The sequence below is a fragment of the Williamsia sp. genome, assembly GCF_016462415.1.
Classification (GTDB): Bacteria; Actinomycetota; Actinomycetes; order Mycobacteriales; family Mycobacteriaceae; genus Williamsia_A.
Map to the genome: position 1 here is coordinate 46,212 of NZ_JAEMTF010000004.1, position 12,434 is coordinate 58,645.

At 68.5% G+C, this 12,434-nt stretch carries 12 protein-coding genes; 7 read left to right on the forward strand and 5 right to left on the reverse strand.

The window, feature by feature from the left end:
* Positions 1 to 136 precede the first annotated feature (136 nt).
* Together JHC79_RS01905 and JHC79_RS01910 are read right to left on the reverse strand one after the other, a co-directional pair.
* A complete protein-coding gene (locus JHC79_RS01905) occupies positions 137 to 796 on the reverse strand; it encodes a bifunctional 2-polyprenyl-6-hydroxyphenol methylase/3-demethylubiquinol 3-O-methyltransferase UbiG (protein ID WP_296388174.1) in 660 nt (219 codons plus the stop codon).
* Positions 797 to 827: 31 nt separating this feature from the next.
* Positions 828 to 1,214 (reverse strand): hypothetical protein, encoded by a 387-nt coding sequence (locus JHC79_RS01910; protein WP_296388175.1) that lies wholly within the window; start codon positions 1,212 to 1,214, stop codon positions 828 to 830.
* A gap of 119 nt (positions 1,215 to 1,333) precedes the next feature.
* Between JHC79_RS01910 and JHC79_RS01915 the strand changes: the two genes are divergently transcribed.
* Both JHC79_RS01915 and JHC79_RS01920 read left to right on the forward strand, forming a co-directional pair.
* Complete coding sequence (locus tag JHC79_RS01915) at positions 1,334 to 2,857, forward strand: aldehyde dehydrogenase family protein (RefSeq protein ID WP_296388176.1); 1,524 nt, start codon at positions 1,334 to 1,336, stop codon at positions 2,855 to 2,857.
* Positions 2,858 to 2,980: 123 nt separating this feature from the next.
* Positions 2,981 to 3,514: a TetR/AcrR family transcriptional regulator gene (locus tag JHC79_RS01920; RefSeq protein WP_296388230.1), complete on the forward strand. Its 534-nt coding sequence runs from the start codon at positions 2,981 to 2,983 to the stop codon at positions 3,512 to 3,514.
* A gap of 1 nt (position 3,515) precedes the next feature.
* Here JHC79_RS01920 and JHC79_RS01925 read toward each other — a convergent pair whose 3' ends face one another.
* The 3 genes from JHC79_RS01925 to JHC79_RS01935 all read right to left on the reverse strand — a co-directional run bounded on the left by JHC79_RS01925 (position 3,516) and on the right by JHC79_RS01935 (position 5,453).
* Positions 3,516 to 4,409 carry an LLM class flavin-dependent oxidoreductase gene (locus JHC79_RS01925; RefSeq protein WP_296388231.1) on the reverse strand — a complete coding sequence of 298 codons (894 nt, stop codon included), beginning with the start codon at positions 4,407 to 4,409 and terminating at the stop codon, positions 3,516 to 3,518.
* 53 nt (positions 4,410 to 4,462) lie between these two features.
* On the reverse strand, positions 4,463 to 4,750 hold the full coding sequence (locus JHC79_RS01930; protein WP_253661629.1) for a putative quinol monooxygenase: 288 nt from the start codon (positions 4,748 to 4,750) through the stop codon (positions 4,463 to 4,465).
* Between the two features lie 73 nt (positions 4,751 to 4,823).
* Complete coding sequence (locus tag JHC79_RS01935) at positions 4,824 to 5,453, reverse strand: TetR/AcrR family transcriptional regulator (protein WP_296388177.1); 630 nt, start codon at positions 5,451 to 5,453, stop codon at positions 4,824 to 4,826.
* Positions 5,454 to 5,662: 209 nt separating this feature from the next.
* Here JHC79_RS01935 and JHC79_RS01940 point away from each other — a divergent pair, with 209 nt between their 5' ends.
* From JHC79_RS01940 to atzF, 5 genes are read left to right on the forward strand one after another with little or no spacing between them, the layout of a single operon-like run.
* Positions 5,663 to 7,201 (forward strand): amino acid permease, encoded by a 1,539-nt coding sequence (locus tag JHC79_RS01940; RefSeq protein WP_296388178.1) that lies wholly within the window; start codon positions 5,663 to 5,665, stop codon positions 7,199 to 7,201.
* Positions 7,198 to 8,055 carry an urea amidolyase associated protein UAAP1 gene (locus tag JHC79_RS01945; RefSeq protein ID WP_296388179.1) on the forward strand — a complete coding sequence of 286 codons (858 nt, stop codon included), beginning with the start codon at positions 7,198 to 7,200 and terminating at the stop codon, positions 8,053 to 8,055. Before JHC79_RS01940 ends, JHC79_RS01945 begins: the two co-directional genes overlap by 4 nt.
* A gap of 11 nt (positions 8,056 to 8,066) precedes the next feature.
* The gene (locus JHC79_RS01950) at positions 8,067 to 8,753 is read left to right on the forward strand and encodes an urea amidolyase associated protein UAAP2 (protein ID WP_296388180.1); all 687 of its coding nucleotides are present in this window, start codon (positions 8,067 to 8,069) and stop codon (positions 8,751 to 8,753) included.
* On the forward strand, positions 8,750 to 10,747 hold the full coding sequence (locus JHC79_RS01955; protein WP_296388181.1) for a 5-oxoprolinase/urea amidolyase family protein: 1,998 nt from the start codon (positions 8,750 to 8,752) through the stop codon (positions 10,745 to 10,747). The genes JHC79_RS01950 and JHC79_RS01955 overlap by 4 nt, the downstream gene beginning before the upstream one ends.
* Positions 10,744 to 12,420, forward strand: coding sequence for an allophanate hydrolase (gene atzF / locus JHC79_RS01960; RefSeq protein WP_296388182.1), 1,677 nt, complete (start codon positions 10,744 to 10,746; stop codon positions 12,418 to 12,420). The genes JHC79_RS01955 and atzF overlap by 4 nt, the downstream gene beginning before the upstream one ends.
* Positions 12,421 to 12,434: the final 14 nt, after the last annotated feature.

Below are 12,434 nucleotides of genomic sequence, written 5' to 3' on the forward strand. Positions count from 1 at the left end.
CAGCCGCGGTGTGAAGGCGGCGGGACCGCCAACGTCACGATCATCGAGCGGCTCTGACCCAGTTGGGCACGTAGCCCCGTCAGTTGGGCACGTAACCGCGTCAGTTGGGCACGTGACTCGGCCGATTGGTGGACGGTCAGGCTGGATCGGATCGCCGACCCGGCTTGCGCCACACGACGGCGTACCGCCACATCGGCAGCAGTCGAAATGTCGCCCCCGGCAACTCCCGTCGAACCGCGGCCTCGATCTCGACGTAGGTGTGCGGCGGCGGCCACACGGTGGGCGCGGTGTGCTCCCACAGGCCCCTGCGATGCGAGAGGTAGCGGTGCTGCACGAGACCGCGCAGATGCAGCGCGAATTCCCGTACCCGCGAGGTGCGGCTGAGTCCGACGATGACCAGGGCGCCGCCGGGCGCGGTCAGCTCGGCGCATCGACGTAGGGCCCCCTCGACGTCGGGGAGATGATGCAGCGTCGCAACCGAGCCGACAAGGTCGAACGATTCCGGCGCGAACGGGTGAGTGAGCACGTCGCCGTGAACAAAGCTCACATTTGATGCTTCGTGCCGTGCGCTGCGCAACACCTCGGCATCGGCGTCGATGCCGGTCACCCGCTCAACGACCTCCGACAGCTCGGCAGCGAGCAGACCGTTGCCGGTCCCGATGTCGAGGGCGGTCCGCGCGCCGGGTGGCACGGCGTCCAGAATCAGCCGGTGGTAGTGGATGTTGTGGTTCCACCGGGGGCGATCGCCGCCATCCGGATCGCGGGCGGCGGTAGATCTCGCATGGTGTGAGTCCACGAACGAATCGTACCCACGTCCGGTTGTGGACTCAGTAGGCGATGGTCTGCGCGATGGCGGTGACGACGAGTCCGGTCGACAACGACACGAACGACAGCCCCGAGATCACCTTGTAGACGATCATCTTCTGGATGTCGGCGTTGAAGCCGAGTGGGATGAACAGCAGCGGGTTCACCACGCCGCCGATGATGACGAGGACCAGCGCCCAGTCGGGGGTGTCCGACGCGACCGCCCCGACCGCGACCATCAGGACTCCCATGATGATCCAGTCGAGATGAGTCTGGAACACGCGCCGCTGGTGGACGAGGCCGATCGACCGCAGCACGTCCGGCTTCTCGACCACGAGTGTGACCGCGAACCCCGACACCGCCCCGACCGCGATCGACCACAGCCCGACCAGGATCAGTACGTCGGTCATGGGCTCGACAGTACGGTCCGGCCCAGTGGGTGGTGGCGCGAACCCTGTGATGTGGCGCATACTGCAAAGCAACACATCGAACAATTTGTTTCTTTGGGCGATCGAAGGAGATCGAAACGATGACCAAGCCCGCTCCGACCACATCCGGCGCCGCGCACACCGCCACGGTGACGCCGCTGCACCGCTCCGCCGACGAGCGCAGTCTGACCGAGCTCCTCGAGCTGCAGCGTGCGGCGTTCCTGCGGGACGGCATCCCCGACGCGGCCACGCGCATCAGCCGGATCAACCGGCTCTCGTCGTTGCTCCTCGACCACGCCGAGGAGATCGCCGAGGCTCTCGACGCCGACTTCGGCACCCGCCCGAGGGATCTGTCGATCGCCACCGATGTCGCCGGATGCATGATCGATCTGGCCCACCAGCGCAAGCACGTACGTAGCTGGATGAAGACCGAGAAGGTCGCCAAGGCCATGGGTCTGGCGGGGTTCTCCCAGCGCATCCGGCACGATCCGCTCGGCGTCGTCGGGATCATCGGACCCTGGAACTTCCCGCTGCAGCTGACGGTCGTCCCGGCCGGCTCGGCGTTCGCCGCGGGCAACCGCGTGATGATGCGCCCGTCGTCGGCCACCGCACGCACCACCGCCGTGCTCGCCAAGTACGCGCCGAACTACTTCTCGCTCGAGGAGTTCGCCGTCCTCACCAGCGCGCACGGATCGGGATCGGACTTCGCCAAGCTGAAGGTCGACCACATGTTCTTCACCGGATCGCCCGAGGTGGGCGCGTCGGTGGCCGCCGAGGCGGGTAAGAACCTCGTCCCGGTGACCCTCGAACTGGGCGGCAAGAACCCGGCCGTCGTCGACGTCGACGCCGACATCGACACCGCCGCCAAGCGACTCGCCGACGCGCGAATGGTCAACAGTGGTCAGGTCTGTCTGTGTCCCGACTACGCCTTCGTCCCGGAGGAGAAGATCGGTCAGTTCACCGATCGGGTGATGGCCCGCTGGCGTGAGAACTACTCGTCGGTGCTCCACAACGAGCAGTTCACCTCGACGATCAACGAGAAGAACTACACCCGCATCGTCGGGCTGATCGACGATGCCGTGAGCCTCGGCGCCACCAAACAGCAGCTCATCCCGGCCGGGGAGAAGCTGCCCGACGCGGCGTCGCGCAAGATCCCGCCGACGCTGCTCACCGGCGTCAAGGCCGGCATGAAGATCGAGGAGGACGAGGTCTTCGGTCCGGTGCTGACCGTCTACCCCTACCGCGACCTCGGCGAGGCGATCAGCCACATCACCTCGCACAGTCATCCGCTGACCATGTACTGGTACGGCCCGGACAACGACCGGTACGAGACGCTGCAGGACGCCACCCGTTCGGGATCGGTGAACGGCAACGACTTCGCCCTCAACCTGCTCAGCGCGGAACTGCCCTTCGGCGGTGTCGGTGCCAGCGGGATGGGTAGCTATCACGGCAAGTTCGGGTTCGCCACGTTCTCCCATGCCCGTGCGGTGACGCACTCGCGCATGCCGCTGAGCTTCGCCGAACTGATGTCGGCGCCGTTCCGCAAGCGCGACACCCGCTCGACCAACCTCCAGCTGGCCATGTGGCGGCTGATCACGAGGCGGGCGAGCAAGAAGATTCGCTGATCGCTCTCCTCGGCCAAGCGCTTGCTAGGCTTGGTGATCTTGGCCGAGGAGGAGATCGCACACGTGTCGAATACTGCTTCGCGCTCGACGCGACGCGACGAACTGCTCGGGCTCGCCGGACGCATGTTCGCCGAACAGGGGTTGCGTACCACCACCGTTCGCGACATCGCCGATTCCGCGGGCATCCTCTCCGGCAGTCTCTACCACCATTTCGATTCGAAGGAATCGATGGTCGACGAGATCCTGCGGGGGTTCCTCGACGCGCTGTTCACCCGATACAACGCGATCGTCGACGCCGATCTCCCGGCCGACGAGACGCTGGTCCAGCTGATCGTCGCGTCGTTCGAGAGCATCGACGCCGACCACCATGCCGTGGCGATCTATCAGGACGAGGCCAAGCGACTGTCCGGTCAGGAACGGTTCGACTACATCGCGCAGCGCAACACCGAGTTCCGGAAACTGTGGAAGACGGTGCTGCGCAAGGGTGTCGACGACGGCACGTTCCGCTCCGATCTCGACACCGAACTCGTGTACCGGTTCCTGCGCGACACCGTGTGGGTGGCCGTGCGGTGGTATCGGCCGGGTGGATCGCTGTCGGCGCGTGAGGTGGCCGACCAGTATCTGAGCGTCGTCCTCGAGGGTCTCGTCCCGCGCTGAGTCAGGACATGTCGCCGACGATGTCGGCGAGTCGGTGCACCTGGTCGACATCGGTGTCGGTGGGGATCAGATGCACCTCGTCGGCGCCGAGGTCGGCGAACGTCGCGAGCACGTCGCGCAGCTGCGCCGCTGTTCCGGCGAAACCTGTGGTCGGCGCCATCGCATCGACGAGATCGACGGGCAGCCAGTTCATGTAGTGCCGTAGGTGCCGGTGGATCTGCGTGCGGCCCGAACCGTCGCCGTCGTCGAGGGCGACCCAGAACGACGTGGTCAGCCGTGGCGCCGACCTCCCTGCCTCGGACCAGGCGGTGCGGGCGACATCGAACAGATCGGCCACCCCGGCCGCCGCGAGATCGAGGGTGACCCCGGCGAGCCCGTCGGCCCACGCCGCCGCACTGCGGATCGTCTTCGGGCCGGTCGTGCCGACGAGCAACTCGGGACCGCCGACCCGGACCGGCGGCGGACCGACCGGAAGGGTTGCGCCGGTGACGTTCTCGCCGCGCCACACCCGCTGCATCACGGCCACCCGCTCGGCCATGCCGCGCATGGTCTGGGTTCCCGGGTCCGCGCCCGCGGCGCGATAGTCCTCGCGACGCCCGCCCACACCGAATCCGACCGTGAGTCGGCCCCGGGACAGCTGGTCGCCGGTCGCGAGCGACTTGGCGAGCAGTACGGGATCGTGCAGTTGCGGCACGATCACGGTCGTCACCAATCGGACGCGCGAGGTCCACGCCGCGACCGCGCCGAGCAGCGTGAGTGTCTCGGGGTTGTCGAACGCCATCCGCTCGCCGAAACACAACGACGAGAACGGCCCGGCGTCGATCGCCCGGGTCCACGCCTCGAGCGTGTCGGGACCGTCCGCCCAGACGTCGGGCTCCATGACCGGCAGGGTCAGACCGACGAACACGACGTCAGTCTCTCAGCCCTCGACGGTGTGTCCTCGTGCCGTCAGAACGGCTTGAGGGGATGGATCGCGAGATCGCCGAGGTGCTGGCCCACCGCACCCATGGCCTCGGTCAGCGCCGGCGCCTTCATGTGGGCGTCGAGGTGTTCCTGCGACTCCCACAGCTCGACGGTGACGAAAACGCCCGGCGTGGAGGCGGACTCGAACAGCTCGTAGGAGATGCACCCGGCCTCGTCCTGGGTGGCGGCGGCCAGACCCTTCAGCGCGTCGCCCACCTCTTTCTCGAATCCGGGCTTGGCGGGAATCGTCGCGACCACATGCAGATCGGCCATCACACACTCACTCTCATCACGTGCGCGTCGACCATCGGTGTCGCCGCGTCACCCTCAAAGTACCTGCAGTGGCTCAGCGCAGGAGGCGTTCGGTCGCGTCGGCGATCGCCGCGACCACCGATGCGCGAACGGCGGCGCCCTGCGGGCTGCCCGGCTCGGTCAGCAGACCGTCCGAGCGCATGCTGATGACCGATTCGACGAGCCGGAAGGGCAGGTGGACGCGGCCGTCGGTGGGGTCGCCGACCACCTCGACGGCCAGCGCGCGATAGACCTCGCGCAGTTCGACGCGCACGTCACGGAACGCGGTGAACCGGTCGCCCCGGAGCTCGGGGAGCAGGTACAGCGCGCCGAGATTCCATCGCGACGCCGCGAGCTGTTCGGCGTCGTACCGGATGAGATCGAGGAGCCGGGTGATGGCGGGCGCGGACGGATCCAACGACCGCGCGACGTCGAGAGCCGGGGCGACGGTGTCCTGCAGGAGTGCGGCGAGGATGTCGTCCTTCGTCGCGAAGTGGTGATAGAGCGAGGCCTGCCGCATGCCGACCGACTCGGCGATCGCCCGCGTCGAGGTCCCGGCGAATCCCTGGGTGGTGAACAGTTCGCCTGCGGCGTCGAGGATCTCCTCGCGCGGATTACCGCCGCTACGTCGCTGCTCCACCAGGCGGGGACGCCCCCGTGCCGCCGGCCCTGACTCGGGACGCATCGCGGTGTTCTCCTCGTCGGTCGATGGTGGTCGGCGGGCCGCCCACGACAACTTTACCTAGACGAACGTCCCATCGGCTCGGTGAGCACTCCGTCACACGCTCTTCACACTCGGGAAACCGCGGCAACAAATGCGACCGATACTTTTCGATCACTTGATAGATATACACCGCTCCGGCGAAGCAGCGGCCCCACCCAACAGGAGTTCACATGACCGCACTAGACCGGTCGATCTCGTCGGCCGACGACTCGGACGCACTGTCCGAACTCGGGTACACCCAGGAGTTGCACCGGGGGATCGGCGGCTACGCGTCGTTCGCCTCCGGCTTCTCGTTCGTCTCCATCCTGACGACGGTGTTCGCGCTGTTCGCACTGGGGTTCGGGCTCGGTGGCCCCGGCTTCTTCTTCACCTGGCCCATCGTGTTCGTGTGCCAGTTCTGCGTCTGTCTGGTCTTCGCCGAACTGTCCGGCAAATTCCCGGTCGCGGGCGCCATCTACCAGTGGTCGCGACGTCTGGCCGGCAACGGCGTCGGGTGGTTCGCCGGCTGGTTCATGCTGATCGGCTACATCGTCAGCGTCGCCGCGCTGGCCATCGCGATGCAGAGTGTGTTGCCGTCGATCTGGTCGGGCTTCCAGCTCATCGGCTCCGACACCGCCCTCGCGTCGGTGTCCGGTGCGACCAACGCGATCATCCTGGGCAGCATCACCATCGCGCTCTGCACGGTGATCAGCGCGATGGGTGTCGCATTCATGGGCAAGATAACCGTCGTCGGCGTCACCATCGAGATCATCGGTGTGGTGCTCCTGGTCGTGCTGCTGTTCATCAACGCCGAACGGTCACCGACGCAGGCGGTGCTCGACACCGGTGGGCACGGGACCGGTCTGGGCTACCTGCCCGGGTTCCTGGCGTCGATGCTGATGGCCGCCTACGTGATGTACGGATTCGACAGCGCCGCAGAGCTGTCCGAGGAAACCGCGAACCCGCGTAAGACCGCGCCCAAGGCGATCATCAACGCCCTGCTCGTGTCGTTCCTCGGCGGCGGGCTGATGATCCTGGCCGCGCTGATGGCCGCGCCGTCGCTCGGCGCCCCGGAACTCTCCGCCGACGGCATCGCCTGGGTCATCACCAGCCAGCTCGACACCTGGATGGGAAAGACACTTCTGACGATCGTCGCGATCGCGATCTTCTCCGCCACCCTGGCGATCCAGGCGTCGGCATCGCGCGTGATGTTCTCGATGGCCCGCGACAACCGGCTGCCGTTCGGCGCGTTCCTGGCCAAGGTCAACCCCCGCACCGGGACGCCGATCAACACCGGGATCGTCGTCAGTGCGCTGGCCATCGCGGTGCTGCTGGTCAACCTCGGTCAGGCCGGCGTCTTCGCCGCCATCACGAGCGTCTCGGTGGTCATCGTCTACATCGCCTACCTGATGGTGACGATCCCCGCGCTGATCCACCGCTTCCGCGGAACCAGCCTGAGCTTCGGTCGTCCCGTGTTCGACCTGGGACGGTGGGGACTGCTGGTCAACATCATCGCCGTCGTCATGGGCACGCTGCTGATGATCAACATCGCCTGGCCGCGGGCGGAGGTGTACGACCCGGACGGCACATCGTGGTTCCTGCACTACTTCGCCATCATCTTCGTCGCGGGAACCCTGGTGATCGGTGCTGCCGCGTACATGCGGGTCAAAGACCTTCCCGGCGCACCGGTCCCGACCGATGCGCTCGTGCGCTCGAAGCGGTCGCGATGAGCGCGGCCGTTCCGGGGTCGACACCGACGGGGTCCACCACCGGCGCGAAGGCCCACGCCCGTAGCCAGGCGGGTGCGCTCACGGACTCGATGCCGGTCGTGCCGGCGTCGCGGTGGCCGAATCCGCCGAGCGGTGTCGCACCCGAGACCCTGACGTGGGCCGAGACCGTTCCCGGTGGCCGCTACACGGTCAAGGTGCTGGCCCGCGGTACACGACTACGTTTGCGCGACATCACCGGCAGCGCCTGCGCACACATACTGCTGTGGCGGTCCGACGCCCCGTGGGAGCGGCTCAACGTCGCCGACACCGTGAAGGTGCCGTGGCAGGCCTACCTCGCCGAGGGGCACCCGCTGCTCAGCGATCAGGGCCGGGTGCTGGCCACCGTCGTGGCCGACGACTCCGGACACCACGACGCGCTGTGTGGCACCACGACACTGGCCGGCAACACCGAGAAATACGGCGCGGGGCAGGCGCATTCGCAGAGCCCGGCCGGTCGGGAGCTGCTGACGCTGGCCGCGGCGAAACACGGGCTGACGCCCGCGGACGTGGCGCCGTCGGTGTCGTTCTTCCACGGCGTGGTCGTCGAGTCCGACGGCACCCTCACGTCCAAGGGGTCGGCCGGTCTCGACAAACACGTCGACCTGCTCCTGCACCTGCCGTGCATCGTCGCCGTCGCCAACACCGCGCACCCGCTCGACCCGTCACCCGGGTTCGACACCGGCCCGCTGGAGGTGCTCGCCTGGCGGGCGCCCGCCGACCTCGCCGACCTGCTGGCGAAGGTCGACGACACCGATCCCGAATACCAACGCGCCGTGGCGAACTCCGAGGACGTCGCCACCGCAGCCCACCCGTAGAGGAGCCTGAGATGTCCACCCCCGTAGCCGCCCCCGCCGCCGACCTGGCGCTGGTGCCCGGCACCGTGGTCCTCGACGCCGAGGTCGACGCCCGCGGCCCCTGGTCGGCCGTCGTCACCGCAGGCGACGTCCTGACGATCGTCGACCTGTACGGCAACCAGGCCGTCGACACCCTCTTCTACGGTGTCACCGACGCCGGGTCGCCCGACCCGGCCGCCCGCTACTCCGCGCAGGCCACCGTTGCCGCCCAGGGGAATCTGTTCCTCACCACCGGGTCGGTCATCCGGGATCAGGAGTCGAACCCGCTGATGACGATCGTGGGCGACGAGGTCGGCAACCACGACACCGTCGGCGGTGCGTGCTCGCAGGAGTCGAACACCCTGCGCTACGGCCACCACACCAAGCACCAACACGCCTGCGTCGAGAACTTCCTCATCGAGGGCGCGCGGCACGGACTCGGCAAACGCGACATGGTGGGCAACGTCAACTTCTTCATGAACGTCCCGGTCGATCCGGACGGCAGCCTCGGCATCGTCGACGGCCTCTCCGCCCCAGGCAAACGGTTGGCGCTGCGCGCCGATGTCGACACCCTGGTGCTGATCTCGAACTGTCCGCAGATCAACAACCCCTGCAACGGATTCGACCCGACGGCCGTCCGGGTGATCGTCACCCACCCCGACACCGAGTTCGTCGCATGAGCGCCATCGTCGTGGAGCGGGCGGGACCGATGGCCACCATCCAGGACTGGCCCGGTCGCACCGGATACTGGCACGTGGGCGTCCCGCCGTCAGGGCCGATGGACGACCTGTCGTTCCGGCTCGCCAACATCGCCGTCGGCAACCCGCAGGGCACGGCTGCGCTCGAGGCCACCATGGCTGGACCCGCCCTGCGGTTCACCGTTGCCACCACCATCGCGGTCACCGGCGCCCCGGTCCGGGTCAGTGTGGACGGGGTCGAACACGGTCAGTGCGAACCCATCTCGGTCAGGGCCGGGGCCAGGGTGACCATCGGCGCGGTCGAGTCGATCGGCATGCGGATCTACGTCGCGGTGGCCGGGGGACTGGCGGCGGAGGAGGTGCTCGGCAGCGCGTCGACGTTCACCCTCGGCCGGTTCGGCGGACACGGCGGTCGGGTCCTCGCCGACGGGGACGAACTCGACATCGCCGGTGTCGCGCCGGACGGCCCGCCGCGGCGCATCCAGCACGAGGAGGAGCCCGCGATGGGAACGGCATGGGACCTCGCTGTCACCGTCGGACCCCACAGTGCACCCGAGTTCTTCACCGACGACGACATCGCCACGCTCTACGCCACGTCGTATCAGGCGCACTTCAACTCCGACCGGACCGGCATCCGGCTCATCGGTCCCAAACCCGATTGGGCGCGGACCGACGGCGGAGAGGCCGGTCTGCACCCGTCGAACATCCACGACAACGCCTACTCGGTGGGCGCGCTCGACTTCACCGGCGACACCCCGATCCTGCTCGGGCCGGACGGGCCGAGCCTCGGCGGCTTCGTCTGCCCGGTCACGGTCACCACGGCCGATCGCTGGAAGCTCGGTCAGATCGCGCCGGGTGACGCGGTGCGGTTCGTGCCGGTCCGGTCGTCGGCGGTGGCCGACTCCTCGGCCATCGGCAACGCCCGTCGCTCCCAGTACATCCCGGTGATCTCCACCGGCGGTGACCCGGACGGCGGCATCCTGGGCGTCGCCGACACCGCCGACGGCGGATCCCGCGTCACCTACCGTCGCAGCGGCGACGACAACGTCCTCATCGAGTACGGAGACATGGCCCTCGATCTCGCCTCGCGGGCCCGGGTCCACGCGCTGGCCGAGCGGATCGCCGCCGATCGCCCGGCCGGTCTCGTCGATCTCACCCCCGGGATCCGTTCGCTCCAGGTGAAGTTCGACCCGTCGGCGATCAAGCAGTCGACAATCGTGGAGTGGCTGCGCGAGTGCGAGGCCGACCTGCCCTCGGTGCACGACCTCGTCGTGCCCAGCCGCACCGTTCACCTCCCGCTGTCGTGGGACGACCCCGCGACGCGGGAGGCGACAGAGCGGTACATGCTCGGGGTGCGCGACGACGCGCCCTGGTGTCCGTGGAACATCGAGTTCATCCGACGGATGAACGGGCTGGGATCGCCGGACGACGTCCATCGGATCGTGTTCGACGCGGAGTATCTCGTACTCGGCCTGGGCGACGTGTATCTCGGTGCCCCCGTTGCTGTTCCACTCGACCCGCGACATCGACTCGTGACCACGAAATACAACCCGGCCCGAACGTGGACCCCGGAGAACGCGGTCGGCATCGGTGGCGCGTACCTGTGCGTCTACGGGATGGAGGGTCCCGGCGGATACCAGTTCGTCGGGCGGACCACCCAGGTGTGGAACCACCGGCATCCGCAGGCGACGGTCGGTTTCGACCCCGAACATCCCTGGCTGCTGCGGTTCTTCGACCGGATCAAGTGGTATCCGGTCGGCGCCGACGAACTGCTCGACATGCGGGCCGACGTGGCCGCGGGCGGCGGACACATGGACATCACCGACGGCGAGTTCTCGATCGCCGAACACCAGGCGTTCCTCGACGCCAACGCCGCCGAGATCGCCCGCACCCGTGGGGAGATGGAGACCGCGCGCGATGCCGAGCGGCAACGGTGGTCCGACGGCGGAGAGGTGTCGAGAGGGCGGGTCGCATGACGCTCACCGCGATCGGCGCCGAACGGGTCGCCGACATCTACCGCGAGATCGAGGCCAGTGGACGCGCCGAGGTCTTCATCCATCTCCGGCCGGTCGCCGAGGTCGAGGCCGAACTGGCCGCCTCGCTCGCGGACGCGGGTCCGCTGGCCGGGGTGATCCTGGCCGTCAAGGACAACGTCGACGTGGCCGGTCTGCCGACCACCGCGGCGTGTCCGTCGTTCGCGTCGGTGGCCGACGCCGATGCACCCGTGGTCGCCGCGCTGCGGAACGCGGGGGCGGTCGTCATCGGCAAGACCAACCTCGACCAGTTCGCGACCGGTCTGGTCGGAACCCGCAGTCCCTATGGTGCGGTTCGCGATTCACGCCGTCCCGACCACATCTCCGGTGGATCGAGCTCGGGCTCGGCCGTGGCGGTCGCCCTCGGTTTCGCCGACATCGCCATCGGCACCGACACCGCCGGGTCGGGCCGCGTGCCTGCGGGACTGCAGGGCATCGTCGGCATCAAACCCACCCTCGGGGTGGTCTCCACCGACGGCGTCGTGCCGGCGTGTGCGAGCTACGACTGCGTGACCGTCTTCGCCCGCGACCTCGCGCAGGCCGACGCCGCGATGGCCGTGATGGCGACCGCGCCCGGCCCACGTCCGTTCCCCGCCGACACCACCCTCGCCGCGTCCGCGGCGCCGGTCATCGCGATCCCGTCCGCGCTACCCGCCCTCGACGAGAACTGGCGGGCGGCGTTCGCGCGGGCCGTCGACGATGCGGTGGCTGCAGGGTGTTCGATCCGCGAGATCGACCTCGGCGACTTCCTCGCGGCGGCGGCCCTGCTGTACGAGGGCGCGCTGGTGGCCGAACGTCACGATGCGGTGGGGGAGTTCGTCGACACCGGGGCCGACGGTCTCGACCCCACCGTGGCGTCGATCATCTCCGCGGCCTCGCGCTGGTCGGCGACCGATCTGCTGCGGGACCGCAGTCGCGTCGACGAGCTGCGCTCGGCGGCAATGCATGCGCTGGACGGTGCCGACGCGCTGATGGTGCCGACCGCGCCCGCTCATCCCACCCTGGCCGAGGTCGCGGCCGATCCGGTGGGCGTCAACGCGCGGATGGGGACCTACACGAACTTCTGCAATCTGTTCGACATGTGTGCGCTCGCCGTGCCGGCCGGTGTGGCCGACGATGGGGATTCGGGGACAGCGCAATTCGGCGTGACGCTGCTGTCGGTGGCTCATCGCGACGCCGTGCTGATGCACATCGCGCGTCGTCTGGCGGGTTCGGGTGACGGTCGGACGTGGGTCGAGAACGTCTCGAACGCCGTCGAACTCGCGGTGTTCGGAGCCCATCTGCGCGGGCAGCCGCTCGAGCACCAGCTCATCGATCGCGGTGCGCGGTGGGCGGGTGAGCTCGTCACCGCGCCCGCGTATCGGCTCGTGGCACTGGACACGACACCGCCCAAACCCGGGTTGGTCCGCGATGACGTGTCCGGTCGAGCGATCCGGGGTGAGAAGTGGGTGCTGTCGCCCGCCGCGCTCGGCAGCTTCCTCGCCGAGCTCCCGTCCCCGATGCTGCTCGGGTCGATCGAGCTCGCCGACGGAACCTCGATGGTCGGGTTCGGCGCCCAGGCCCAGGCCCTCGCCCGCGGAACCGAGTTGACCGTCGACCACTGGCTCGATCGCTGACACCGACGCCCACG